The sequence below is a fragment of the Aquabacterium sp. genome, from assembly GCF_016234775.1.
Classification (GTDB): domain Bacteria; phylum Pseudomonadota; class Gammaproteobacteria; order Burkholderiales; family Burkholderiaceae_C; genus Aquabacterium.
The window spans coordinates 1-26374 of the sequence record NZ_JACRAH010000005.1 but is presented as its reverse complement, the minus strand read 5'-3'; the positions used below and the strand labels follow the sequence as shown (position 1 = coordinate 26374).

The 26374-nt window shown below is 63.5% G+C and carries 22 protein-coding genes; 12 read left to right on the top strand and 10 right to left on the bottom strand.

Going from position 1 to position 26374, the window contains the following annotated elements:
• The first annotated feature begins 7 nt into the window (after positions 1 to 7).
• The 6 genes from HY836_RS02315 to HY836_RS02290 all read left to right on the top strand — a co-directional run bounded on the left by HY836_RS02315 (position 8) and on the right by HY836_RS02290 (position 6396).
• A complete protein-coding gene (locus HY836_RS02315; RefSeq protein WP_290673178.1) occupies positions 8 to 1261 on the top strand; it encodes a lipoprotein-releasing ABC transporter permease subunit in 1254 nt (417 codons plus the stop codon).
• Positions 1254 to 2039 carry a DUF2189 domain-containing protein gene (locus tag HY836_RS02310; protein ID WP_290673176.1) on the top strand — a complete coding sequence of 262 codons (786 nt, stop codon included), beginning with the start codon at positions 1254 to 1256 and terminating at the stop codon, positions 2037 to 2039. Before HY836_RS02315 ends, HY836_RS02310 begins: the two co-directional genes overlap by 8 nt.
• A 1-nt stretch (position 2040) precedes the next feature.
• Positions 2041 to 2250, top strand: a complete 210-nt coding sequence (locus HY836_RS02305) for a DUF2788 domain-containing protein (RefSeq protein WP_290673174.1) — start codon at positions 2041 to 2043, stop codon at positions 2248 to 2250.
• A gap of 5 nt (positions 2251 to 2255) precedes the next feature.
• The gene (gene lolD, locus HY836_RS02300) at positions 2256 to 2936 is read left to right on the top strand and encodes a lipoprotein-releasing ABC transporter ATP-binding protein LolD (RefSeq protein ID WP_290673172.1); all 681 of its coding nucleotides are present in this window, start codon (positions 2256 to 2258) and stop codon (positions 2934 to 2936) included.
• 21 nt (positions 2937 to 2957) lie between these two features.
• Entirely contained in the window at positions 2958 to 3803 is an 846-nt protein-coding gene (locus HY836_RS02295) for a TatD family hydrolase (protein WP_290673170.1), read from the top strand.
• A 193-nt stretch (positions 3804 to 3996) separates the two neighbouring features.
• Entirely contained in the window at positions 3997 to 6396 is a 2400-nt protein-coding gene (locus tag HY836_RS02290) for an MASE3 domain-containing protein (protein WP_290673168.1), read from the top strand.
• Here HY836_RS02290 and HY836_RS02285 read toward each other — a convergent pair.
• The 7 genes from HY836_RS02285 to HY836_RS02255 form a co-directional block, all read right to left on the bottom strand.
• On the bottom strand, positions 6374 to 6766 hold the full coding sequence (locus HY836_RS02285) for a diacylglycerol kinase (protein WP_290673167.1): 393 nt from the start codon (positions 6764 to 6766) through the stop codon (positions 6374 to 6376). The two genes, HY836_RS02290 and HY836_RS02285, sit on opposite strands and share 23 nt — an antisense overlap.
• On the bottom strand, positions 6763 to 7446 hold the full coding sequence (locus HY836_RS02280; protein WP_290673166.1) for a phosphatase PAP2 family protein: 684 nt from the start codon (positions 7444 to 7446) through the stop codon (positions 6763 to 6765). The genes HY836_RS02285 and HY836_RS02280 overlap by 4 nt, the downstream gene beginning before the upstream one ends.
• Positions 7447 to 7474: 28 nt before the next feature.
• Entirely contained in the window at positions 7475 to 9040 is a 1566-nt protein-coding gene (locus tag HY836_RS02275; protein ID WP_290673165.1) for an FGGY-family carbohydrate kinase, read from the bottom strand.
• A gap of 3 nt (positions 9041 to 9043) precedes the next feature.
• Entirely contained in the window at positions 9044 to 10537 is a 1494-nt protein-coding gene (locus HY836_RS02270) for a glycerol-3-phosphate dehydrogenase/oxidase (RefSeq protein WP_290673164.1), read from the bottom strand.
• Positions 10530 to 12128 carry an FAD-binding oxidoreductase gene (locus HY836_RS02265; protein ID WP_290673163.1) on the bottom strand — a complete coding sequence of 533 codons (1599 nt, stop codon included), beginning with the start codon at positions 12126 to 12128 and terminating at the stop codon, positions 10530 to 10532. The genes HY836_RS02270 and HY836_RS02265 overlap by 8 nt, the downstream gene beginning before the upstream one ends.
• Positions 12129 to 12396: 268 nt before the next feature.
• Complete coding sequence (locus HY836_RS02260) at positions 12397 to 12918, bottom strand: DNA-deoxyinosine glycosylase (protein ID WP_290673162.1); 522 nt, start codon at positions 12916 to 12918, stop codon at positions 12397 to 12399.
• A gap of 51 nt (positions 12919 to 12969) precedes the next feature.
• Entirely contained in the window at positions 12970 to 14565 is a 1596-nt protein-coding gene (locus HY836_RS02255; protein WP_290673161.1) for a carboxylesterase family protein, read from the bottom strand.
• A 145-nt stretch (positions 14566 to 14710) separates the two neighbouring features.
• On the opposite strand from HY836_RS02255, the gene HY836_RS02250 reads away from it, so the two are divergent.
• Together HY836_RS02250 and HY836_RS02245 are read left to right on the top strand one after the other, a co-directional pair.
• Positions 14711 to 15490, top strand: a complete 780-nt coding sequence (locus HY836_RS02250) for a spermidine synthase (protein WP_290673160.1) — start codon at positions 14711 to 14713, stop codon at positions 15488 to 15490.
• Positions 15491 to 15597: 107 nt separating this feature from the next.
• On the top strand, positions 15598 to 17325 hold the full coding sequence (locus HY836_RS02245; protein ID WP_290673335.1) for a GspE/PulE family protein: 1728 nt from the start codon (positions 15598 to 15600) through the stop codon (positions 17323 to 17325).
• Here HY836_RS02245 and HY836_RS02240 read toward each other — a convergent pair.
• Positions 17310 to 19661 (bottom strand): ATP-binding protein, encoded by a 2352-nt coding sequence (locus tag HY836_RS02240; protein WP_290673158.1) that lies wholly within the window; start codon positions 19659 to 19661, stop codon positions 17310 to 17312. The two genes, HY836_RS02245 and HY836_RS02240, sit on opposite strands and share 16 nt — an antisense overlap.
• Positions 19662 to 19705: 44 nt before the next feature.
• Positions 19706 to 20431 carry a response regulator transcription factor gene (locus tag HY836_RS02235; RefSeq protein ID WP_290673155.1) on the bottom strand — a complete coding sequence of 242 codons (726 nt, stop codon included), beginning with the start codon at positions 20429 to 20431 and terminating at the stop codon, positions 19706 to 19708.
• Positions 20432 to 20627: 196 nt separating this feature from the next.
• Here HY836_RS02235 and surE point away from each other — a divergent pair, with 196 nt between their 5' ends.
• Genes surE through rlmD form a run of 4 tightly spaced genes read left to right on the top strand, consistent with a single transcriptional unit; the run spans position 20628 to position 24751 of the window.
• Positions 20628 to 21377: a 5'/3'-nucleotidase SurE gene (gene surE, locus HY836_RS02230; RefSeq protein ID WP_290673153.1), complete on the top strand. Its 750-nt coding sequence runs from the start codon at positions 20628 to 20630 to the stop codon at positions 21375 to 21377.
• Positions 21374 to 22264, top strand: a complete 891-nt coding sequence (gene pcm / locus HY836_RS02225; protein WP_290673151.1) for a protein-L-isoaspartate O-methyltransferase — start codon at positions 21374 to 21376, stop codon at positions 22262 to 22264. Before surE ends, pcm begins: the two co-directional genes overlap by 4 nt.
• Positions 22265 to 22315: 51 nt before the next feature.
• The gene (locus HY836_RS02220; protein ID WP_290673149.1) at positions 22316 to 23266 is read left to right on the top strand and encodes a peptidoglycan DD-metalloendopeptidase family protein; all 951 of its coding nucleotides are present in this window, start codon (positions 22316 to 22318) and stop codon (positions 23264 to 23266) included.
• A 27-nt stretch (positions 23267 to 23293) separates the two neighbouring features.
• Positions 23294 to 24751 carry a 23S rRNA (uracil(1939)-C(5))-methyltransferase RlmD gene (rlmD, locus tag HY836_RS02215; RefSeq protein ID WP_290673147.1) on the top strand — a complete coding sequence of 486 codons (1458 nt, stop codon included), beginning with the start codon at positions 23294 to 23296 and terminating at the stop codon, positions 24749 to 24751.
• On the opposite strand, the gene HY836_RS02210 is transcribed toward rlmD, so the two are convergent.
• Positions 24680 to 26065, bottom strand: coding sequence for a diguanylate cyclase (locus HY836_RS02210; protein WP_290673145.1), 1386 nt, complete (start codon positions 26063 to 26065; stop codon positions 24680 to 24682). The genes rlmD and HY836_RS02210 overlap by 72 nt on opposite strands.
• Positions 26066 to 26374: the final 309 nt, after the last annotated feature.

Here is a 26374-nt window from a genome sequence, read left to right as displayed (position 1 = left end):
TCACATCATGAATCTGCCTTTTGAGTGGCGAATCGGGTGGCGTTACACCCGCGCCAGCCGCACGACACGTCGCAACGGCTTCATTTCTTTCATTTCCGGGGTGTCCGTGCTTGGCATTACGCTGGGTGTGGCCGCCTTGATCATCGTGCTGTCGGTGATGAACGGCTTCCAGAAGGAAGTGCGCGACCGCATGCTGTCCGTGGTCGCCCACATCGAGTTGTACGACGCCCGAGGTGGCGCCCTGGCCGACTGGCACGTGCTGGCCGAGCAGGCCCGCCGCAACCCCGCCGTGATCGGCGCGGCGCCTTTCATTCCCGCGCAAGCCCTGATCGCGCGGGGTGACGACATGCGGGGCGCCCTGGTTCGCGGCATCGTGCCCTCCGAAGAAGTGGCCGTGACCCCCTTGGCCGCAGCCATGAAGGACACCTTTGCTCGCCTGACTCCGGGTGGCTGGGGGGTGGTGGTTGGCGTCGAAATGGCGCGCAGTCTGGGCATCCGCGAAGGTGATCCACTCACGGTGGTAGCGCCCAGCGGCCAGATGACGCCAGCCGGTGTCGTACCCCGGCTCAAGCAAGTCACGGTGGTGGGTGTGTTCAATGCCGGCCACTACGAATACGACAGCAGCCTGGTGCTGATGCATGCGGATGACGCCGCCAAGCTGTTTCGCACAGGTGGCGTGACGGGGGTGCAGCTCAAGCTCAAGGATGCGCAACTGGCGCGGCGCGTGGGCAACGAACTGGCGGAATCGCTGGGATCCGATGTGATCGTGCGTGACTGGACGCACACCAACCGGGCCTGGTTCGATGCGGTGCAGGTGGAAAAGCGCATGATGTTCATCATCCTGACGCTGATCGTGGCTGTGGCGGCTTTCAACCTCGTGTCCACCCTGGTGATGACCGTGACCGACAAGCGCGCTGACATCGCCATCCTGCGCACCCTGGGTGCGAGCCCGCGTTCGATCATGGGGATCTTCATGGTGCAAGGCGCCATGTCGGGCGTGCTGGGTACGCTGGGCGGCCTGGGCCTGGGCCTGCTGGTGGCCTTCAACCTGGATGTCATCGTGCCGGCCATCGAGCATCTGCTGGGCGTGAGCTTCCTGCCTGGCAGCATCTACCTGATCTCCAAGATGCCCTCCGACCCGCAATGGGGCGACATCATCCCCATTGGTTTGATCTCACTGGTTCTGTCCCTGGCTGCCACGCTGTACCCCAGCTGGCGCGCCAGCCGTGTTCAACCTGCCGAGGCCTTGCGATATGAGTGACATCCTGCCTGCTCAAGACCGTCCGCTGCGTGTTCGCAAGGTGCATTCCTTGCGCACCTTCATCTGGCTGGCTAGAGGCTGGAGTGACTTCATGGACGCCCCACTGGTGGGCCTGACCCACGGTGTGCTCATGGGGGCCTTTGGCGGCCTGATGCTGATGCTGGCCTGGGACCGTTTCTGGATTCTGGCCGGCGCCATGTCGGGCTTCCTGATGGTGGCGCCGATTCTGTCCACCGGCTTGTATGCGGTCAGCCGTGCCTTGTTGCGGGGCGAGTCTGCCGGCTTTGAGGCCGTGTGGGCCGTGTGGTCGTCCATGGATCGGCGCCTGGTCAAGTTCGGCATCTTGTTGACGGCGCTGGGCACCGGCTGGGTCATGACTTCAGCTGCGCTGATCACCCTGGGTGTCAAGCCGGCCGTCACGACGCCGACCGACTTCCTGCTGCGCGTGGTGATGGCGCCCAATCCTGGATTTTTCGAGATCTGGTTGCTGGTCGGTGGCGTGATGGCCGCGCCGGTTTTCGCCTCCAGCGTCGTGGCCATCCCTTTGTTGGTCGACCGCAAGGTGAGCGTGCCGCGCGCCGTGCTGACCAGTTGGCGTGCCGTGATGGCCAACCCGATCTGCATGAGCACCTGGGCCGCGATCGTGATGTCGTTGAGCCTGCTGGGGCTGTGCACCATGATGTTTGGTTTGATTCTGGTGATACCTGTTCTGGGCCATGCCACCTGGCATGCGTACCGCGATCTGGTGGTCCGCGAGACAGGCGGGGAAGCGGTTTGATATGTTTGGCATGAATGAGGAGCAGATTGCTCAACTGGGGCTGACCTTCGGCGTGGGTGGCTTCATCCTTTACATGTTCTTCATCATCTTGCAGCTGGCACGTGAGTCCAAGGCTGGCAGGTTTGGCACCTTCATGTTGTTCATCGTGCTGGGTTTTGGCATGTTGGGTTTCATTGCCAAGAATGTCCTTGTGTGGTTGCTCAACATCTGATTGGCATGACTGACGCATTGATTCTGGAAGCCCAAGGGCTGGTGAAGCGGTTCCATGAAGGCCCGCTGGATGTGAGCATCCTGCAAGGCGTGGACCTGCGCGTGACGCGCGGCGAAACGGTGGCCATCGTGGGGGCTTCGGGCTCCGGCAAGAGCACCATGCTGCACTTGCTGGGCGGGCTGGATTCCCCCACCAGTGGCCGTGTGCGCTTGATGGGACAGGACCTCAGTGCCATGAACCCGGCTCAGCAAGGTGCCTGGCGCAATCAGCATCTGGGCTTCATCTACCAGTTTCACCACCTTCTGCCCGAGTTCACCGCGCTGGACAACGTGGCCATGCCCTTGCTGATTCGCCGCATGCCGCAGGAGCAGGCGCGCGAGCAGGCCCGTGGCTGGCTGGACCGTGTTGGTTTGCTCAACCGTGTCGAGCACCGCCCGTCCGAGTTGTCTGGCGGTGAGCGCCAGCGCGTTGCGGTGGCGCGAGCGCTGGTCACGCAGCCGGCCTGCATCCTGGCCGACGAACCCACCGGCAACCTGGACCGCAACACCGCCAACATCGTGTTTGACTTGATGCTGCAACTGGCCGCCGATCAAGGGACGGCCGTGATCATGGTGACCCATGATTCGGTCCTGGCCGAGCGCTGTGCGCAGCGTCATCGCCTCGTCAACGGGCGTTTCGCTGACTGATTCACTTCTGGGAGGCAGGGCATGTGGCTGGACACGCACTGTCATCTGGATGCGCCGGAGTTCGATGCCGATCGGGCAGATGTGATCTCGCGTGCCCTGGCTTCCGGTGTGGGGCTCATGGTGGTGCCGGCCGTGTCTTCGGCCACCTTCCACACCAGCCGTGACGCAGCGCTGCAATGCCATGGTGCCTATGCCCTGGGCATCCACCCGTTGTATGTACGCCAGGAGCCTGAAGAAGCGGCCCTTCAAGCTCTGGCCTCGGCCTTGAAAGCCTGGCGGGACGACCCGCGTCTGGTGGCCGTGGGGGAAATCGGCCTGGACCATTTCGTACCTGAGTTGCAGGACGAGGCCGGCAAGGCCTTGCAAGAGCGCATGTACGCGGCTCAACTGGAGCTGGCTGTGGCGGCAGGGCTCCCCGTGATCCTGCATGTGCGTCGCAGTGCCGACGGCCTGCTCAAGCACCTCAGGCGACTGCGGGATGCCGGACGCCCGGTAGCCGGGGGCATTGCCCATGCATTCAACGGCAGCGAGCAACAGGCGCTGGCCTTTCTGGCATTGGGCTTCAAACTGGGCTTTGGCGGTGCCATGACCTTCGATCGCGCTTTGCAGATCCGGCGGCTGGCAGCCAGCCTGCCAGACGACGCCATCGTGCTTGAAACAGATGCGCCGGACATCCCGCCACATTGGCTTTATCAGACAGCACAGGCCAGGGCTGAGGGCGCGCGCAGCCGCAACGAGCCGGCCGAGCTGCCTCGCATTGCGCAGTCGCTGGCCGACTTGCGCGGCTGGAGCCTGGCTCAGGTTCAAGCACAAACCACTGCCAACGCGTTGCGGGCCCTACCAAGGCTTGCTGCCTTGATCGCTTGACGGGACGCAGGTCCATTGTGGTTTTCACGAGGATTCGGCGTGCGTGCACAAATCTGGTGCTGCGCATGCGCTCATGACACAATGATCTGAATCCGTCTCGGCACACCGTTGTTGCGGTTGTTCTTCCTGTTGTTGTAGTGGTGTGTGGTCCAGGTGCCCTGACGTCAAGACACAAACACGAAGGAGCGGTGTGATGTTGCATCACAGCCATCGGCTTGCCATGCGTCGAGCCTTGATCCTGGTCGCTGTCATGACCATGGGCCTGGCGTTGATCTGGACCGTGCCGTTCTGGGCGGGCTTTCAGAAGTTCGAGGATTACGTGCCGATCCACACCATGCTGGAGATGGTGTCGGTGGTGATTGCCGTGCTGGTATTTGCCTCGGGCTGGAATGCCTACAGTCGCAACCTGCCGAGGCATGCCTTGATCCTCGCTTGTGCGTTCCTGGGTGTGGCCATGCTCGATTTTGCGCATGCACTGTCATACGCAGGTATGCCGCATTTTGTCACCGCCAGCAGCCCTCAGAAAGCGATCAATTTCTGGCTGGTGGCGCGCCTGCTGGCGGCGTCTGCCTTGCTTACGGTGGCGCTCCTGCCGCCAGAGAAGGCTGCATCCAGTGGCAGTCGCTACGGCTGGCTGGCGGCCGTCCTGGTACTGGTGGGCGCTACCTATTGGGTTTGCTTGTTCCATGCGGATTGGGTGCCTCAGACTTACATACCAGGCTCAGGTTTGACGCCGTTCAAGATCGGGGCCGAATACCTCATCATCGCCATGAATGTGGCGGCGGCCTGCAGTTTCTGGCTGCAAATGCGCCGCCCCGTGAGCTTCAATGCCGCCGCATTGTTCGGCGCAGTGTGCGTCATGGCGTTGAGCGAGTGCCTGTTCACCTTGTATGCGACCACGTCGGATTTCTTCAACGTGGCCGGGCATATCTACAAGGTGGTTTCCTATCTGTTCCTGTATCGCGCCGTGTTCGTCGTGGTGATCGAAGAGCCTTATCGCGAAATGGCACGAATGGGCGATCAGTTGCGGGCTACGCTGGACGCGGTTCCTGACGTGATGCTGGAGCTGGACCTGCACGGTCGCTACCATGCTGTGCACTCATCCCGGCTCGACACGCTGATTCGCCCGGCGCAATACCTGATCGGCCAGACCGTGCACGATGTGCTGCCGGCAGCGGAGGCCGGTGTGGTCATCGCCGCGCTGGAGGATGCGCTTGAAAATGGCACGTCCTCAGGGGCCCAGCTCCAGTTGAGCTTGCCACATGGCGTGAGGTGGTTCGAGTTGTCGGTATCTCGCAAGGGTAGCGTGCATGGGCTGGATACCCGCTTCATCATGCTCTCGCGTGACATCACCGAGCGCAAGATGGCCGAAGCCGCCTTGCTGGAGCAACAGGCCATCGTGCATGCAAGTCAGGTCAAGAGCCAGTTCCTCTCCAGGGTGAGTCATGAGCTGCGCACGCCCCTGAACGCCGTCATCGGCTTTGCACAATTGCTGCTGCACGATGCCAATGCACGCATGGCAGCCGGGCAGCGCCTGCATGTCGAGTACATCCTGAGGGCGGGGCAGCATCTGCTGGAAATGATCAATGACATCCTTGATCTGACCCGCATCGAATCAGGTGATGCGGGTCTGAAGATCGAGCCGGTGCGCATCTGCGAGCTAATCACGCAGAGCCTGCCCATGATCATGCCGCAAGCCGAAGCCATGGGGGTGACCGTCAGTGTCGACACGCTCAAGGTGGATCGGCGCCAGGTACTGGGAGATGAGCGTCGCATCAAGCAGGTGTTGATCAACGTCCTGTCCAATGCGGTGAAGTACAACCGTGTGGGGGGGCAGGTCACGGTGCATGCCTCATTGGTAGACACGCAGCCTGGGCGTCTGATCGTGCGCGTTGCCGATACCGGGCGGGGGCTGCGTGCAGATCAGATGAAGGACCTGTTCGAGCCCTTCAATCGCCTGGGCGCAGACCGAGAGGGCATTGAAGGCACAGGGCTGGGCCTGGTGATCTCAAGGCGATTGATGGAGGCCATGGGTGGCGAGATCTCGCTGGACAGCACGGAGGGCGTCGGCACCACGGTCACGATGTGTCTGCCCTTGATGGGGCAGGCTGCCAGCACGGTCGCGGTGCTGGCGCCTTCCGTCGATCAGACGCCAGCCCGTCACAATCCGGACTTGAACCAGACCACGGTGCTGTGCGTGGAGGACAACCCCCTGAACGCCGCTTTGCTTCGCGCCATTTTTGATTTGCGCCCGTCCATCAAGCTGTTGATCGCGGAAGACGGCGAGTCCGCACTGGCTCGCATGCAGCACATCTGGCCTGATCTGGTGCTGGTGGACATCAACCTGCCGGACATGAGTGGCGTCGATGTTTTGCATCACATTCGCACCATGCCTCACGGGCAGGAGCTGTTGTGCATTGCCATGTCGGCAGACGTCTCCGGGGAACCGCACGCACGTGCCATGGCCCAGGGCTTTGCAGACTTCTGGCCCAAACCATTGAATGTAGACGGGGTGTTGTTGAGGCTGGATGCAGCCCTGTGCAGGGTCGATGCCGAGCGTCGAGCAACTGTCAGGCAGGGGGTCGTAGCGTGAGGAAGCCTGACAGCTGTGGCCAGATCTGGTCCGCGAAGAAGGCGCCTGCGACGACGAGTGCCAGCAAGCTGGCTATCAACACCGCACCGGCGGCCACATCCTTGGTCAGTTTGATGGCTTCATGTCGCTGTGGATGCAGGTGATCTGCCAGGGCCTCGATCGCGGAGTTAAGCAACTCTGTTGCAATCACTAACGCAATGGCCAAGGCCATGATCGCCCACCAGATGGCGGGAGCCCGGACGATCAGCAGCAACGCCAGTACGCAGATGGTGGCCAGGGCATGGGTGCGCACGCTTTTCTCCATGCGCCACGCCGCGCGCAAACCGGCCCAGGCGAAGCCCAGCCTGTCGATGAAGCCATGGCCCTTCATGCTTTGCTCTCCTGGCCCAGTTTGAGACGTTGTGCCAGCAGCCAGCACAGCAAGGCCCAGGCGGCACCCGCGGCCCAACCGGCTGCCACGTCAGACGCCCAGTGCACGCCCAGATAGACGCGTGACAGGCCGACCAGACCCGTGAGGGCGGCGGCCGTGCCCATCACGTACCAACGCAGCCGCGCACGCGGCACGAGCCGGGCCAGCAAGGCGGCCAGCGTCAGGTACACGATGGCGGACATCATGGCGTGCCCGCTGGGAAAGCTGTAGCCCGATGCCACGGTGGCATGAAAGACGGCATCTGGTCGCGCGCGTGAAAACACCGATTTGAGTGCGAAGGCCATCAGCAAACCGCCACAGGAGGATCCCAGGGCCAGCCATGACATGGCACGCTGCCCGGCCATGACCATGTAACCCCAGACGGCACCTACCGTGAGCACCAGCACGACGGGGCTGCCCAGTGCGGTCAGATCCCGAATGGCTTCCTGCAGCCACAGCGGGCCGATGGGCCTCAGCCCCTGATCACCCGTTCGCAACAGGTGCAGGATCCACACATCCACCGTGCGCGCATCGCCTTCCAGTACCTCGCCTGCGATTTCCATGAAGCCCCATGCCGCCAGGCCCATCAACAGGATGGGCCACAGCATGCGTGGTTCAAGGTAGTGTCGGATCGGGCTCATGCCTCAAGCTTAGCGCGTCTGCGCCGGCTCAGTACTTGGGGTAGTGCGTGATGTGGCGGATGGAGCGGTACAGCGGCGAGAGCCGGTCATACATGCGGTTGTAGACCTCGCGGTACAGTCGATCATAGGTGTGCGCATGTTCCGCCTGAGGCTGGAACACTTGCCCTTGATGCGACATGGCCTTGACTGCTGCTGCGTGATCCTTGAAATAGCCGGCCCCGACCGCCGCGTTGATGGCCGCCCCCAAGCCTGAAGCCTCATAGGTGTGGATGCGCTCGGTGCGGATGCCGAACACATTGGCCGTGATCTGCATGATGCGGTCGCTTTGCGAGCCACCGCCAGCTACACGCAGGCTGTGGATCGGTACGCGGTTGCGATGCGCCAGTTGCTCCTTGCCGTGGCGCAGCGCGTAGGCCAGGCCTTCGATGATGGCGCGGTACAGGTGGGCGCGCGTGTGCACATCGCCAAAGCCGATCACCGCCCCCTTGGCCTCGGGGCCAGGAAACTTCACGCCCGGGTTCCAGAAGGGCTGCAGCACCAGGCCCATGGCGCCAGGCGGTGATTCATCCAGCAGGTCGTCAAACAGGATTTCTGGCGCTACGCCGCGCTCCTCGGCCTGTTGCACCTCCTTGGCTGCGAACTCGCGCTTGAACCAGTTCACCATCCAGTAGCCACGCTGCACGATGATCTCGGAGTTGTAGGCCCGCGGCATGGCGGCCGGGTAGGCCGGCAGGAAGGGCATGGGCGGCACACAGCGCGCATTGCCCGTGTTGATCGTGGCCGTGGTGCCATAGCTGATGCAGCCTACATCCGGGCTGATGCCGCCGCAGGCCAGTACCTCACAGGCCTTGTCTGCGCCGGCGGCATACAGGGTCAGGCCTTCGGGGATGCCGGTCTCGTGCGAGGCGCGGCGAGAGATCACGCCCAAGGGCTCGGAGGCCTGAACCAGCGGGGGCAGTTGATCGCGCCTGACGCGCAGGGCCTTCCATTTGATGTCGCCGTCGTCGGCCCAGCGCTGGTGTTCGTGGTCGAAGGGCACGTAGCCGACCTGAGAAGGCACGGCGTCGCGCAACTGATCCGTGAGCTTGTAGCTCAGGTAGGCCGACACCTGTACGAAGTGCCGGGTCCTCGCCCAGACTTCGGGGAAGTCCGCGGCCAGCCAGTTGCACTCCGCTTTTGACTGCAACTGGTACATCATGTGCTGCTGACCGACCGCACGCACACCGGCGCGCAGCCACCAGGGCAGGCGAGGGTAGTTGTCCGTGCGACGTGAATCCAGCCAGATGGTGGCGGGCCGCAGGGGCTTCATCTCCTCGTCCAGGCAGATCATCGAGGCGCGCTGGCAGGTGAGGGCGACCGCTGCAACCCGTGCACGCAACTGCGGATACTGTTCCCACAACTTCAGGCAGGCCAGGCTCAGGTGGTGCCAGAAGTAGTCACCGTTCTGTTCAGCCCAGTTGGGGTGTTTCGAGAAATACGGCGTGATGTGCTGCTGTGACTTGGCCACAACCTGGCCGTCCAGATCGAACAGCATCGCGCGCACGCTCTGTGTGCCCTGGTCCAGCGCCAGGAAGAGGTCTTGAGACGAGGCCATCCATCACCCCAGTCGGTAGCTGCTGTTGATCACGTGTTGATAACGCTGGCATTCGGCCTGCCAACGCGCTTCATCCCATCCCAGATGGCTCTCGCACAACGTCTTGATCAGCGGCAACTGAGACGCGCCGGCATCCGCCAGCAGCACGCCCGCGCGCAGCCTGCGCAGCATCAGGTCGTCCAGGTGCTGAACCATCTCGTGGCGCAGGATCCAGGCGACCTGCTCGGTGAGTGCGGCCCCCCGAGCCATGCCACCCAGCGGGTTGTTCAGGCCATGGGGTGCAGCGACCTGGTGTGTGAAACAGCGTCGCTGGCGGTCCTGGTGGGCGCGCTTGTGCGAGGCAGCATCGATCACGCCTGCTGCCTTGAGGGCATCCAGTGCAATCTGCCTGAAAGTGGTCAGCTTGCCGCCTGAGACGGAGATCACACCGCCTGATTGCCACACCAGGTGATCACGCCGCTCCTTGGATGGATCGCGGCCCTTGCCCGAGGCGATGATGGGGCGCACCCCGGCCATGGTCGACAGGATGTCGCGGCGGCTCAGTTGCAGTTGCGGCATCTCGCTGTTGGCGACCTTGAGCAGGTAGTCGATCTCGGCGCTGCTGCAATGCGGCTCGGTGTTGAAGTCGTCGCGGTGATCCAGATCGGTGGTGCCGATGCAGGTCTGGTCCTTCCACGGGAAGACGAAAACCGGGCGCCCATCATCGGGGTGCATGATCGTCAGGCAATCCTGAACGGGCAGGCGCTCGGTGGCGACGAACAGGTGTGTGCCGCGCTGAGGACGCACGACCGGCGGCGTGCCGGACAGACGATCGGCCCACAGACCGGTGGCATTGAACACACGGCGCGCGCGGATCTCGTGCGCCTCGCCCGTGTCGGCATCGCGCAAGCGCAGGGTAGATCCCGACGCATGTGGCTGCACGCTCAGCACTTCCGTGTAGTTGCGGGCCACGGCACCTTCCAGCGTGGCCTCTTGCAGCACGCGGATCACCAGCCGGCTGTCGTCGGTCAGGGCATCGGTGTAGCGCATGGCGCCTTGGAGCCCGTCGGCCTTCAAGGCGGGATAGGCCTTGAGCACGGCATCGCGGTTCATCCAGCGGTGGTCGCGTATGCCGGCCAGTGCGTCGTACAGCTTGAGCACGGCTGTCATGGCCCAGCGCCCCGGGAACTTGCCTTGGCGAATCGGGAAGATATAGGGCATGCGCACGACCAGGTCGGGCAGCTCGACCAGCATCCGCTCGCGTTCCTGCAAGGCATGGCGCGTCAGCTTCACGTCGCCTTGGGCGATGTAGCGCAGGCCGCCGTGCACCATCTTCGAAGAGCGGCTGGACGTGCCCCACGAGAAGTCGCGCTGTTCGAGCACCAGGACCTTGAGCTTGCGGCGAGCCGCCTCCAGGGCGATGCCCGCACCCGTGATGCCACCACCGATGATCACCGCATCCCATGGCTCGACGGCGGACAGTTCAGCCAGCGATGGGCGTTGAAGCAGATCAGCCATGGAAGTCACCCAGACAGCCTTGGTTGAGCACCTGGGCTTCGTCGAAATAGCGGATCACCTGGCCGATGGCCGCCATGCCCAGTGGGCCCTTTTCCACATGCAACCAGGGCGCGTGGTCACGGCCTACACCGTGCTGGTGGCTGATCGTGCCGCCCAGTTCGGTGATGGCGGTGGAGGCCGCGCGCTTCATGGCCTGCCAGCGCTGCAGCGTGGTGTCGTAGTCGGCCGAGTTGCGGAAAAAATAGGTCGTGTAGATGCTGGAGCCCTGCGTGTACATGTGCGACAGGTGGCTGAACACATGGGCTTTCTCGCCATCGCCAGCATGTTCGCGGATGACCGATTCGATGCGCTGCATGGCCTGGCTCACTTGCGACCAGTTCACGCTGGTTTCCAGCGTGTCCACCGAGTAGCCGTGCTCCCAGAAGCCGTGGCGCAGATAGGGCGAGCGAAAGCGTGAGTGCGCCCACTTCTTGCCCATGAAGGTGCCGCCATAAAAGCCTCGGCCTTGTCGCACGAAGCGCTTGACTTCACCGAGTACGAACCGCGCCTGGCGCTGGCTGCCTGTGGTGCCGAAGGTGATCATGCATTTGCCGTCCGGGCAGCCGCGTAAGGCCGCATAGCGGTTGAGCAAGCTGGCCTGCCAGGCATCGGCGCCCAGCAGCAGGTGCGTGCGCGTCTCCTCCGGGTTGGACAGTCGCAGCATGGACACAGGCACCTTGGCTTGCACCACCTCGCGCACGATGCCCATGGCGGCGTTCCAGGTGGGCGCAAAGGCAACGTGGAAGGACTCGTGCTCCGGCAGGCGCTGCACACGCACATCCACCTCGGTGATGATGCCCATGCGGCCTTCCGTGCCCATGAAGATCTCGCGCAGATCGGGGCCTGCCGACGAAGCCGGGATGGTGGGGATGGCCAGCGTGCCTTTGAGTGTTTCGATGCGGCCGCCCGCAAACAGTTGCTCGATGCGCCCATATCGGATCGACTGCTGGCCCGACGATCGACTGGCCACCCAGCCACCCACGGTGGACAGCTCGAAGGATTGAGGGAAGTGGCCCAGCACATAACCGCGCTGGGCCAGCTGGCGCTCCAGTTCGGGGCCAGGTGTGCCCGCGCCGAAGCGGGCGATCTGGCTGGTCTCGTCCAGCGAGATCAGCTTGTCCATGCGTCCCATCGAGATCGTCAGAATGGGTTGGACGCTGGCAGGGGGCGTGATGTGGCCGGCAACGGACGTGCCACCGCCATAAGGAATCACCTGAACACCATGGGCCTGCGCCCATTTCAGCAGGGTGGCGACCTGCTCGGAGTCGGTGGGTTCAGCCACGCCATCCGGGAAGTGGCCGAATTGACCGGAGCGCATGGCATACCAGTCTGGCAAGCTTTGGCCGCGTGCGTGGCGAACGCGTTTCTCGGGGTCTTTGGATACCAGCGGGTGATCGGGCAGGCGGCTGGGCGGCACGCTGGCCAGTACGGCCTGCAGTGTGGCGTCCTGCAGCAAACGGCCCTCTCCAATCAGGCTGCGGATATAGCCCAGGCCGGCCTCTCTGAGGGGGAAGTGGTTGTTCTCGTCGCCCCAGCCGTTCCAGCGTCGCATGTGTTTCTCGCTCTTCAAATGCCAAATCAAAATGGGTGAGAAACAGTCGCGCAGGCTGGCGCCATCGGGGGATTTATTGCCCGATTCACATGGCCAGTTCTTGGACGGATCAAACCGATCAAACGCCTGAGAAATCCCTTTCAGACAGGGCTTCAGCGTGACTGCATCACGGCGCTTATTCTTCCGTTTTCAAGCCAGAACAGCTTGACCTTCGGTGTCATGAATTGACTGATCGCGCCAATCGGCAAATGGGTGTGGACGGCCTGTGTCAGGCCAGTCCGACTCGCTCGAAAACCTCACGCCAGGCAGCCAGCTTGCGCTCGAAAGACCACGAGGCATTGGCCGGGCTGGTTGAGGGCAGCTTGAACACGGGCAGCCCCAAGGCGGTCGTGATCTTCATGTGCCGGGCCGATTCGCCGCCGTTGTGGGCAATGGCCTGCAGGGTGGGCACGCGCTGGATCAGCCCCGCCAGGTCATTGAGTTCGGCGTTCTGGATGGCGCTGTCCAGGCTGCCCTGGCGCTCACAACCGGCGTACACGTCCCAGATGGCCAGGCCATGGGCGCGGGCGATCGGCAATCGCGCGGCATAGGGCAGGGCCTGTAGCGCTTGAGGGCCCTTCAGGCCCCACAAGGCCGAGAGGATGGGCCAGAAGTGGTTGCGCGGGTGGGCGTAGTACTGCTGGGACTGCAGGGATGCCACGCTGGGGAAACTGCCCAGCACCAGCAACCGGGCACCTTCGCCCACAACAGGAGCCAGGCCATGGAGTCTGGGCGAGGGCGACGATGTCATGCGCAGGACTGTGCCACAGCCTCCGGTGCCAGCTTTCGCGCCTGTATCAACTCAGCGCTGTGCCCACAAGGCGCATTGGTGATCGGCCCTGAAGCTGTTGGCATCAAAGGCCGTGATGCCCAGGCTGGTGAGTGCCAGCGAAGAGGCCTTGCCCGCCGTGAAGCTGGGCCACAGCGGCGACGCGGCGGCATTGGGGTTGCCGTTGGCCGCAAACTGGCCCCAGTAGCGCACCATCTGATCGGCCAGTTGCTGCTGCGCCGTGTTCAGCGACAGGTTCAGCGTGGGGCCGGGCAGTTTGGCCTGGAAGATGTATCGCAGCTCGGCACCGTGGAAAGCGCCCATGGCCATGTAGGGGTCGATGATGCCGGGCGTCTTGGCCTCGGTGAACTCGTACTGGTAGGTCGGCACATAGCGTGACAGGGCTTCCACATCTCGCATCACATTGCAGGCGAACAGTTGGTCGGTGATCAGTGCACCATAGGCCTTGTCGCGCGTGCCATAGGCCTGGCTGGTGTAGGTGCTGGCCAGTTGCTGCGCAAAGGCCGCGTCACCATTGGCAGTCCTGTTGATGGCTTCGGTGTACTGGCTGCTGCTGAGCGGCAGCAGGTTGCTCAAGTGGTATTCGGTGGCCACGAAGAATCGGCCTTCATCGTGGTTGGAGCCAAAGATGACGGGCACGCGGGCGAACTGGCCATCCTGCACCTGCTGAGCCGGATTGCCCGTCAGGGTGATGCCGTCCTGCACGGGGGCCCAGCGCACACCGGCCTTGAGCATGCTGCCTGTCACGCCAGAAGCGCTCAGCACATCCGCCGCCGATTTCTGGCGCAGGCAAGCCAGCTGACCAGGGCCGGTCGGGCAGCCCGCGGTGGCCCCCAGTGCATTGCCTTGTGCTTCCAGCGAGGCTGTTGTCGTGTCGCTCAGCAGCTTGCAAGGGCCGCTTTGTGAGATCGCCCCGGTGAACAAGCCAAGTGATGTGGGCGAGACCAGATGCATGCACACGCTGGCACCACCGGCCGATTCACCAAAGATGGTCACGCGCGAAGGGTCGCCGCCGAAGCGGTTGATCTGCGAGCGCACCCAGCGCAGGGCGGCTTGTTGGTCCTGCAAGCCAAAGTTGCTTGGCGCACCTTGCGCGCCCAGTTCGATCTGACGGAAGAAGCCAAAGGCGCCCAGGCGGTAGTTGATGGACACCACGATGGCACGGCCCTTCCTGGCCAGTGTGCTCATGTCGTAGTCGGAGGCTGCACCCAGCATGAAGGCGCCGCCGTGGATCCACACCATCACGGGCAGCCTGGCCGCGCCGATGTCATCGGGCACATGCACATTGAGGAAGAGGCAATCCTCGTTGGTGGACTCGGCCGAAATGGCGCTCTTGGGTTGCGGGCAGCGGCTGCCAAACGCGGTGCCATCGCGCGTGCCCGTCCAGGAAGGCGCGGGCTGCGGCGATTGCCAGCGCAAGTCGCCCACGGGCGCTGCGGCATAGGGCACGCCCAGGTAGGCACGCACGCCGTTGACGAACTTGCCACTGACTGCACCTTGGCTGGTCTGCACCACCGGCGGGGCCGATGCCGACTGTGACGGTGTGGAGAAGCCCAGCATGGCCAGCAAGCTGAAGAGTGGGCCGAAGGTCGATGCGGTCAGTTGCATGCGCGTCTCGCTGGATGGTGGTCGGTGTTTCGGGAATATTGTTGTGTAGTAGAACATTGTTGAGCCATCAACGACATCAGGGCGACCCCTCCCCCAAAACACGGGATCGCCGGAACAGGGAAGGGCTTGTGACACACTGGCGCCCGTGAAAAGAAGCAAAGCCCCGACCCTGCCCGACGCCACCATTTCAGAAGAAGGTGGCCTGAGATACCTGCACCTGGAAACGCCGTGGATCCAGGGTGCCATGCGCATCCGCCAGCCGCAGAAGCTGGAGCTGGACTACATCCAGCGCATGATGGCCTGGATGCTCCTGCGTGAGCCGGCCGATCTGGCCGACACCCGTTGCCTGCAACTGGGCCTGGGTGCGGCTGCCATCACCAAGTACTGCCACAGCGTGCTGCGCCTGCCCACCAAGGTCGTCGAGATCAACCCGCAGGTCATCGCTGCGTGCCGCAATTGGTTCCACCTGCCCGAAGACGACGAGCGTCTGGAAGTGATCCTGGGAGACGCCGAAAAGTACGTGAACCAGGACAGCCACATCGCCAGCGCCGATGCCCTGTGCGTGGACCTGTACGACCACGACGCCGCCAGCCCCGTGCTGGACGACGAAGATTTCTACCGTGCTTGCTGGCGTGTGCTGGACGACGGCGGCGTGATGAGCGTCAACCTGTTTGGCCGCGATGCCAGCTTCGAGCGCAGTGCCGCGCGCATCAGCGCCGCCTTTGGCGAAGGCCGCGTGGCCATGCTCAAACCCACCACGGAAGGCAACACCATCGTGCTGGCCTGGAAGGGTTTTGACATGCCTGAGCGTGAAGTGCTGGCACAACGTGCCGAAACTTTACAGACCAGATGGTCGCTTCCGGCGCGAAAATGGGTCAAGCTTTTGTCGACCTTCACGCCCGCCGCCCTACGCAAGAAGACATGACCGCTGCACACGCCTCGTCACCGGGCGCCCATTCCGGGGCCTATTCCGGTGCCAATAAGCCGCACCCCAAGCGCCCCGTGACCCACAAGGGCCCGCTCGAATGGCGCATGCTGCTGACCTGGCTGACCGAGGACAAGGTGCTGACGCTGAAAGACGCCGAATCCGTGGCGCAGCGCTTCGGCGCGGGTGACAGCGCCCAGCACCCCCTGGTGCGCCTGGCAGGTCTGGGTCTCAAGCGCGCCGACACCGGCATCGCGCTGGAGCTGGAGGCGCTCACCGAATGGCTGGCGGGGCACATTGGCATGCCCTATCTGCGCATCGACCCGCTCAAGGTGGACGTGGCCCGTGTGGCCGAGGTGATGTCGATCAACTATGCCGAGCGCCGCAAGGCCTTGCCCGTGCAGTTCGGCCTCAACGACATCACCATCGCCACCTGCGAGCCACTGGACGTGGGCTGGATCGACGAGATCCTGGCGCACACCAAGAAGACCATCAAGCTGGTTGTTTCCAGCCCGCTGGACCTGCAGCGCTACCGCACCGAGTTCTACACGCTGGCCAAGTCCGTTCGCGACGCCAACAAAAAGACGGGCGACAGCGTGGCCCACAACTTCGAGCAACTGGTGGAGCTGGGCAAGACCAACCGCCAGCTCGATGCCAATGACCAGGGCATCATCCAGGTGGTCGACTGGTTGTGGCAATACGCCTTTGACCAACGTTCATCGGACATCCACCTGGAGCCGCGCCGTGAGATGGGCGCCATCCGTTTTCGCATCGACGGCGTGCTGCACACGGTCTACCAGGTACCGCTGTCGGTGATGCAGGCCATGACGGCGCGCATCAAGCTGCTTGGCCGCATGGATGTGGTCGAGCGCCGGCGTCCGCTGGACGGCCGCATCAAGACGCGCAACCCAGGCGGCGATGAGGTTGAAATGCGCCTGTCCACCATGCCCACCGCCTTTGGTGAAAAGCTGGTGATGCGCATCTTCGATCCGGACAACACGGTCAAGTCATTCGAGGCCCTGGGCTTTGCGCCCTCCGAGACGCAGATCTGGGAGCAACTCGTGTCCCGCCCGCACGGCATCATCCTGGTCACGGGCCCCACGGGTTCCGGCAAGACCACGACGCTGTACTCCACGCTCAAGCGCGTGGCCACCGACGAGGTCAACGTCTGCACCATCGAGGATCCGATCGAAATGATCGAAGCCTCGTTCAACCAGACGCAGGTGCAGTCAGCCATCGACCTGGGCTTTGCAGAGGGCCTGCGCGCCCTGATGCGCCAGGACCCCGACATCATCATGGTGGGCGAAATCCGTGACCTGGAAACCGCCGAGATGGCCATCCAGGCCTCGCTGACCGGCCACCTCGTGTTCTCGACCCTGCACACGAATGACGCCGCATCGGCCATCACCCGCCTGACCGACCTGGGTGTGCCCTCCTACCTGATCAGCTCGACCGTGATCGGCGTGCTGGCCCAACGTCTGGTGCGCACCTTGTGTCCCGCCTGCAAGCAGCCGGATGATCAACTGGACCCTGCCACCCTGGCCGAGGCCATCAAGCCCTGGCGCATGAACGGCAAGGTCAATGCCTACAAGCCGGTGGGCTGCTTGGATTGCCGCATGACGGGCTTCAAGGGGCGCGTGGGCCTGTATGAGTTGTTGTCGGTGTCAGAGGCTATTCGTGGCGGCATGCACCCGGACGTGGACATGGCCCGCATCCGCAAGACGGCCGCCCGCGATGGCCTGCGCCCGCTGCGCTTGTCGGGCGTCATGAAGGTGGCCGAAGGGGTGACGACGCTGGACGAGGTCCTGCGCAACACGCCTCAGTGGGAAAACTGACTGTCCGGGCCGGGGTGCGTGGCGCTTTGATGTGTGCTGGCGCCCGTGCCAGTCGAGCCGGCGGAGCCTGAGAAGTAGTCGATCACCACCTCACAGCGGATGCCCTTGGGATCCACTTCCAGCCAGCGCACGCTGCCGCCCAATTGCTTGACGCGCTTGCGCACGCCACCCAGGCCCAGACCATGTGACCAGGTGGCGGGCTCGCGGCCCATCCCATCATCTTCAACGGACAAGGTCAAGCGGTCGTTTTCCAGACGCAACTTGACCTGCACTTTTTTGGCCTTGGCGTGGCTGATCGCATTGCTGACCAGTTCGCGCATGATGCGGGTGAGAGCCGACCACTGCACCATGGTCAGGGTGATGTCCGCATCCTGAAACATGTGCCAGTCCAGCTCGCAGCGAGCGGCGGCGAGGCGCTGGCTCAGGTCGCGCTTCCATTCGCCGGCGGCCTCGCTCAACAGGTGAGACTGCGCAGCCAGCCCGCGCGTCAGCGTCTTCAGATCCTGGATCGTGTGGCGGATGTATTCCTCGATCTCGGGATTCGGTGCCTGGTACATCAGCGTCAGCAGGCGGGCACCGATGTCATCGTGCAGGTCCTGGGCAATGCGCAGGCGCTCTTCGCTGCGCCCTTGCTCCACCGCCTGGTCAAAGCTCAATGCGCGGTACAGCTGTTCCATTACGCGTTCGGCCAGACGGGCGTCTTCCGACGTGAACAGGCGTTGCCCCTTGTGCGAATGCTTGAGCACCAGCACATGCCGAACCGCAGACAGCCTGCCACCCACCAGGGGGATCGGCACGATCAGCACTGAGCCATTGCCGCGCAAGGCCGTGTAAGCTATCTCACCGGGTACCAGGGTCACTTCGAGCGGGTCGAACAGTTCGCGCATCAGTCGCATCAGCGATGCATCGAGTGTGTCGGGCTGGCGCTCCACCTCACGGGCGATACGGTAGAGCCGCTGGAACAGGCGCTCCATGGTGAGCGAATCCCGGCCGGGCAGTCGGGTCATGACCCAACGGCGGATGATCAGGTACAGGCCGAACGAGAAGAACAGCGACAGGGTCATTGACGTGAATTGACCCAGCGAGAACACGGCCACGAAGAGCAGATCCAGCGATGCTGCGATCGTGCTGGAGGCCGCCAGCAGCGAGAACTCCTGCAGGATGGGCCGCGAACGCGACAGGTACGGCGACAGCAGCACCGCCATGGCCGCAAACACCTGCCAGGTCATCACCCCGAAGTTCGTGATGTTGAGTTGCATGTCGGCACGTACGCCGCCGCGCCAGATGGCCAATGACAACAGGCCCCAGGTCAACAAGGCCACAATGACCAGCCGACGCATCACCAGGGTGAACGGATGCGGTGCGATGTGGAAAGACGCCGTCATCAAGCTGGCCGTGGCGATCGACAGGCCAATGCAGCCCGTCTGTACCACCCACCAGTTGAAGGTGGAATCCAGCTGATTGGTGCCCAGCCAGAGGCCCAGGGCAGACAGCCAGCCCATCGCGGCATACCAGCCCCAGCCGGCCATCCGCTGCGGATGCAGCACGGCAATCTGGACCAGTGCAGCGGTGCCGACCAGGTCAAACACCAGGCGCAACTGGGCGTCCAGATGCACAAACCACATTGGCGCAAACACATCGAGGTTGTTCTCGATGGCGATGAAGAGCAACTGACCGGCCTGACTCATGGCCAACGCCGCAAATGCCATGTTGCGCCAATGCGGCCCCGCCAGCAGGACCACTGCGCCGACACCGAATACCGCGAGCGCCAACAGGCCCAGCAGCCAGAACAAGGGGCTCAGGCCGGACCAGCCTGTTGGCGAGATCAGCACGGGCTCATCGGGCGCGTGCAGCAAATCAACGTTGACGGTGATGCTGCCCGTGCCGGCCTGTGCCATCAGGTCGTTCATGCCTTGATGCAGCAGGACGTAGCGGTTGCGCAGTTCGGGGTCGATGATCCACCGTGCCGAGCGCTGCAGCATCAACAGATCGAGGGGGGCATACAGCGTCTGCACACCCGTGTCGACGGGGTGGTCCAGCCTCAGCCCATCCAGGATGCGGCCTTCCAGGTGCACCAGCGGCGGGTAATCCGCGCCCTGGATCTTGATCAGTCCCTCAGGGGTGGCGCGCAGGTTGAAAGGCAGGCGAGGCTGGGTGGAGAGCCAGTGCGCCACCAGGAAGAGCAGGGCGCAGCCCATCAGGATGGTGGTCACCAGCGCGCGCAGGCGCCAGCCTATCCAGCGAGGCAGTTCGTGCGAGCCTTGCAGGATTTCATCCAGGCTGGGCCAGCCTGTGCGTCGTTCTGCCTGCAGTTTGCCGGGGGCGGGGGTGCTCATGGTCGGTGTGCTGCGGGGCCGAGCAGGTCAGGCCTCGCTGGTGATCACACCAGCCCTTGCTTGCTCGCCAGCACGGCGGCTTCAGCGCGGCTGGACACATTGAGCTTCTTGTAGATGGACTTGATGTGGTCGTTGACGGTGAACCACTTGATGCCCATCAGGGAGGCGATTTCCTTGATCGTGAAGCCCTTGCTCAGATAAGTGAGCACTTCGCTTTCTCTGGGCGTGAGGCGTTCGTGATCCAGTGCGGCAGGCGCAGCCGCTGCAACCGCTGGCGCTGCGGCCTGCGGCGCCTGGGCCTGGCCCGGGCCATGGCCGTCGCCAGAGCGGAAGTGCGTCAGCAGGCGCCGCGCAATGGCTGGAGACAGCGGCGGCTGGCCGCGCACGATCTTTTGCAACTCTTCCACCAGCACCTCGAAGCGGTCTTCCTTGAGGAGGTAGCCGTCTGCGCCGCATTGCAGCGCCGGGAACAGGTGGTCATCGTCAGAGTACAGCGTCGTGACGATGCGCGTGGCGGGGTAGCTGGCCAGTTCGGTCAGCAACTCCAGGCCACTGCCGTCGGGCAACTCCAGGTCAACCAGAATCAGTTGGTAGGGATCGTCCGTTGGCGCGGCTCTGCCACCAGCCGAATGCCCCAGCAAACGACGTGCTGCGTCCAGATCACCGGCTTCAGTGATGCTGCTCACGTCGCTGAAGCTTTCTCGCACCACGCGGCACAGAAAGCCCCGGGCGACCGGGTTGTCTTCGAGAATCAATACCTTGACGGCCATGGTGCTCCTCCCGAAGCCGTCGTCCTGGCCTGGCGGGGTGTTGCAATTGTCTACCCAGCCAGGCAAAGACCGGGTGGGCCCATCCTTTCGGACGGTCAGGCGGAGATTATCAGGTTCAGAACGCCTGCCGTCACGTCAAGGCCCCCCGGTTAAACGGTTTGACCATTCCGGCCGTTGCGCTTCTACAATCCGGTTCATGCGAATTCTGATTGCCAACGACGATGGCTACCTCGCGCCGGGCATTGCCGCCCTGGTCGCAGCCTGTGAGGGCTTGGGTCACATTGATGTTTTTGCGCCGGAGCGCAATGCCAGCGGCACTTCCAACGCGCTGAGCCTGCATCAGCCCTTGAGTCTGCACACCGCCAGCAATGGCTTCCGCTATGTCAGCGGGACGCCTTCTGATTGCGTGCACCTGGCGCTGACCTCCGGTCTGATCCCCAAGCCAGACCTCGTACTGTCGGGTATCAACAACGGCGCCAACATGGGTGACGACACCTTGTACTCCGGCACCGTGGCGGCAGCGACCGAGGGTTACCTGTTCGGCATTCCCGCGATCGCCTTTTCCCTGACCGACAAGGGGTGGCAGCACCTGGACGTGGCCGCCCGCATCGCCCGCAAGGTGGTCGAGCACGTGCTGGCTCAGGCGCCGGCGGCACGGCCCTGGCTGCTCAACGTCAATATCCCGGCGTCGGCCGATGCCGAGCAAGCCCCCTGGACGATCACGCGTCTGGGCCGGCGCCACGCCAGTTTCCCCGCCGTGGCGCAGGCCAACCCGCGCGGCGACATGTTTTACTGGATCGGCCCGGCCGGTGAGGCCAAGGAAGACGGTGAAGGCACCGATTTCCACGCCCTGCGCCATGGGCAGGTCTCCATCACGCCCCTGCAGGTCGATATGACGGATCACCAGCGTCTGCCAGCCTGGCAGGGATGGGTGAACCAACGATGAGCGCCGGTCAACCTGATCGCAAGCCCCGCCGCTTTCCGCTGCAGCTGGATCAGGTGGCCACGGTCAAATCGTCCGGCCCCAAGCCTGCACCCGTGGCGCAAACCGGGGCCAGGGAATTACTGCGCCCGCAGGCGCATCTCCAGCAAATCGAGCAGGACCGCCGTCGCCACACGACACCACAAGGTGTGGGCATGGACTCCATTCACGTGCGTCGTCGCATGGTAGAGCGCCTGATGCTGGATGGCATCAGCCACCAACATGTGCTGGATGCCTTCGTGCGGGTGCCTCGCCATCTATTTGTCGACACGGCGCTGGTCAACCAGGCTTACGAAGACACCAGCCTGCCGATTGGATTGGGGCAGACCATCTCCAAACCGTCCGTGGTGGCGGCCATGATGCAACTGTTGTGCGTGCGGCCTGGTCTGCAAGTGCAAGCCGAGGTCACCGTCACGCACAAACCGCTGGGTCAATGCCTGGAAATCGGCAGCGGCTGTGGCTATCAGGCTGCCTTGCTGGGCCACCTTTCGCGTCGTGTGGTGTCCATCGAGCGCTTGCGCGACCTGCACCTGAAGGCGCGCGCCAACCTGGATACCTTGCGCCAGCACTTGCCAGAATGGCCCGATGTGCGTCTGGTCTATGGTGATGGCATGATCGGGCACGCACCTTTGGCGCCTTATGACACCATCATCGCAGCCGCAGGCGGGGCCGCCCTGCCTCAGGCCTGGATCGACCAGCTCGCGCCCGGTGGCCGTCTGGTGGCCCCGCTGGAAGAGGCACGCGGTGGCACGCAGGTGCTGACCATCCTGGATCGCCTGCCCGATGGCAGTTTGCAGCACAGCCGCGCCGGCGCGGTGTTGTTCGTCCCCCTAAAATCAGGCACCACATGACGCAATCGGGTTGGCGTCGCCTGTCGCGAGCCACCCTGACCGAATGTCCCCATGCACATGAATTTCACTTACAGGTTCGCTGCCTCAGCCGCGTTGACGATCTTTCTGGCGGGTTGCGCTTCCACCAGCCATCACGCCCCGGTCGAAGATCGCTCCCGCGCGGGCACACCCGGCAGTGCGGCCTCTGGCACGCCTGTGGCGCCGCGCGTGCTGCCCGGCGCGGAAAACGCAGGCAAACCCGGTTACTACACTGTCAAGAAGGGCGACACGCTGATCCGCATTTCGCTGGATGCCGGCCAGCGCTGGCGTGATCTGGCTGTCTGGAACAACCTGGAGAACCCCAACCTGATTGAAGAAGGTCAGGTGTTGCGGGTGGTGCCACCAGGCGCCGATGCCAGTGCCGGGGCGACTGCTGGCGTGAGCACCAAGCCCATTGGCAGTCCGAAGATCGAGGGTCGCAATGTGGATGCCAAGGGCAACGTGACAGGCAAGCCCGCGTCAGGTGTTGTGGTGGCTGCGGTCAGTGGTGCGTCAGGTGCCGCGTCATCGGCCTCGGCGGCAGCCAGTGCGGCGGCCGAGAGCAAGGATGCCGCCAAAGACAAGGATAAGGATGCCTCTGTCGCCAGGGATGCCGACGAGCCAGCCTGGAACTGGCCGGCCAATGGCCCGACACTCAGCGGTTTCGAAGAAGGCAAGCGCAAGGGCCTGGCCATTGGCGGCAAGGCCGGTGATCCTGTCTACGCGGCGGCGGATGGCAGTGTGGTGTACGCCGGCTCCGGCCTGCGCGGCTACGGCAACCTCATCATCGTCAAGCACAACGGCGAGTACCTGACGGCTTACGCCCACAACCAGACCTTGCTGGTCAAGGAAGACCAGAGCGTGCGCAAGGGCCAGAAGATCGCCGAGATGGGCTCCACCGATGCCGATCGCGTCCAGTTGCATTTCGAGATCCGCAAACGTGGCAAGCCGATCGACCCGGGCAAACAGTTGCCCAGCCGTTGAGGCGCTCGGGTCTGAGACAATCGGGGGATGAGTGATTCATCCCCCGTTTCTGTTTCTGCTGCCCCCATCGGCCATGTCGCCCATGTCGCCGATGCAGTGGCCCCCGAAACCCCGCCCGTGCCGCCGCACCTGCAGTGGCTGAAGATCGAGTCCCTGGACCTTGAAGCCCAGGGTGTGGCCCACCGTGCCGATGGCAAGGTCGTGTTCGTTGAAGATGCGCTGCCCGGCGAGGAAGTGCGCGTCAACATCTCTCGCAAGAAGAACAACTGGGAGCAGGGCACGATGACCGATCTGCGTTGCGAAAGCTCGCAGCGCGTCAAGCCCAAGTGCACTTACTTCGGCCTGTGTGGCGGCTGCAAGATGCAGCATTTCCATGCCGCGGCCCAGGTGGCTGTCAAACAGCGCGTGCTCGAAGACAACCTCTGGCACCTGGGCAAGGTCAAGCCAGACATGCTGTTGCGCCCCATTGAGGGCCCGGCCTGGGGCTACCGTTACCGTGCTCGTCTGTCTGTGCGTTATGTGGCCAAGAAGAGCACCGTGCTGGTGGGCTTCCATGAGCGCAAGTCGCGCTACGTGGCCGACATGCAGACCTGCGAGATCCTGCCACCTCACATGAGCCGTTTGCTGATGCCGCTGCGTGCGCTCATCATGGGCATGGACCAGCGCGAGAGCCTGCCGCAGATCGAAGTGGCCGTGGGTACCAAGGTCACCGTGCTGGTGCTGCGCCATCTCAATGCGCTCAGCCCGGCCGATGCCCAGCGCCTGCGTGATTTCGCCACCGAGCACAGTGCACATGATGGCGGCCGGCACACCATCTCCTGGTGGCTGCAGCCCAAGGGGCCGGACACCGTCCATCCGCTGGATGAGAGCCTGCCTTCTCTGGACTACACCTTGCCCGAGTTCGGCATCACCATGCCGTTCAAGCCCACCGACTTCACGCAGGTCAACCATGCCATCAACCAGGTGCTGGTGGGGCGTGCGCTGCGCCTGCTGGATGTGCAGCCCGACGAGCGTGTGATCGACTGGTTCTGCGGGCTGGGCAACTTCACCTTGCCCCTGGCCACCCAGGCCCGTGAGGTGCTCGGCATCGAAGGCAGTGAAACCCTGGTGGCGCGTTCACGCGAGAACGCCAAGGTCAATGGCGTGGATGCCAATACCAGCTTCGTGGCCCGCAACCTGTTCGAGATCACGCCGCAGGAGCTGGCCAGCTATGGCCATGCCGACAAGTGGTTGATCGATCCGCCGCGTGAAGGTGCGTTTGCCCTGGCCAAGGCCATGGCCGACCTGCATCAGGATCCGACACTGGTGCCCGACTGGGTGCCACCCAAGCGCATCGTCTACGTGAGCTGCAGCCCGTCCACGCTGGCGCGTGACGCCGGCTTGCTGGTGCACCAGGCGGGCTACCGCTGCGTATCAGGCGGGGCGGTGAACATGTTCCCCCATACCGCCCACGTTGAAAGCATGGCGGTTTTCGAGCGCGACTGATTGCAGCGGTGCTGGCTTGCCTGGTGTGGACGGCGCGACAACGCTTTCTTCAGGCTGGCCGGGCTCCAGTCGCACCACGCGGTCGCGCCCACCGGCCTTGGCCATATAGAGGCCACGGTCTGCGCGATCGATGGTGCGGGTCAGCATTTCTTCCGGTTCGTAGTGTGTGAGCCCGGCCGAGAAGGTCACGTGCAGGCTGGGAGCCGATTCGCTCACCATGCTGGCTGACAGCATCATCTGGATGCGCGACAGCACCAGCTCGGCTGTGGGGCAGTCGGTGTCGGTGAACATGATGAGGAACTCCTCGCCGCCCCAGCGTGCCACCACATCGGTTTCGCGCAGGCCGCTGCTGATCACCCTTGCAACCGATGCCAGTACCTCGTCGCCCACCATGTGGCCGTGTGTGTCGTTGACGGCCTTGAAGCGGTCGACGTCGATCATGGCCATGCAGAAGCGGCGGTCACTGCGAATACAGCGGTGCTTTTCCGTGTTGAGCAACTCCAGCATGTGACGGCGGTTGAACAGGCCCGTGAGCTCGTCGCGCGTGGCCAGATCCTGAATGCGAGCCAGCGCTTCTGACAACTCCTTCTTGCGTCGGCTTGAGCTGGCACGTATCCGGTTGAGTTGCGACACCAGCAGGCACACGCTCACGAGCATGAACAGCATCACCCCGAAATACACCATCTGCAATTTGCCCATGTAGGGCACTTGCGGGTTGCTGTGCGCCACGTTCAGCATGGCAACGCCGAATGCGATGGCGGCCACCACGCTGGCCTTGATCAGCGTCCGGGTGCTGGCCGTGAACATGCTGAACATCAGGAAGACGAACAGCAGCAGCAAGGCGATGGAGCTGCCGGGGCCGCCCAACTGGTATCCCCAGGCCAGGAACAGTTCGGCGCAAATGATCTGCGGCCCCGCCATCGCCGGGTCGGCAAAGCGTTTGTTCAGGCCGCTGCGCATGATCACGTAAAACCCGGCATTGCAAGTCAGGGCGCTGACCGTCAGCAAGCCACTGCCGTCTGCGGCGATCACACCTTCAGACACGCCGAAATTCAAGGCCGCCACGCCGGCCACCGCATTGGCCGATCCGACCAGATAGCGCAACAGCAAGACGTTCTGCTTGGGATCGGTGGACAGGACCAGATCCGACAGGTAGCCCAGCACGGGCCATCCGCTGCCCACACGCGTGGCACGGCGATGTACCAGCGCAGCCAGGCCCGCGACCATCACGATCATCGTGAACGCGAGCACCACCAGGAACTGGGTGGTACTGATGCCGGCTTGCGGCGTGAGTAGGGGGATGGCCTGATTCAAGGTGTGGACATACGACAGGGCTATTTCATCATTCTGGCCAATTGCAAGCACTTGTGTCGATGTTGCATCAAAAGGCGTCGCGCTTTCTGCCAAGTAATACGCGGATTTCTACGCTTTGAAATTTGTCCGCTTGCTTGTTTGCCCTTACCAGGAAAAAAGGGCCCCGAAGGGCAATGCCAGTCAGTTAAGCCTGACTGGCGTTTTTTTTGATGGGTACTTACCGCGGGCGGAGCGTTTGACCTCGCGGGGGAAGCTGCGATCGGTGCGACGAGGAGGGAGCACGAAGTAACGAGCCTGCTCAAGTAAGCG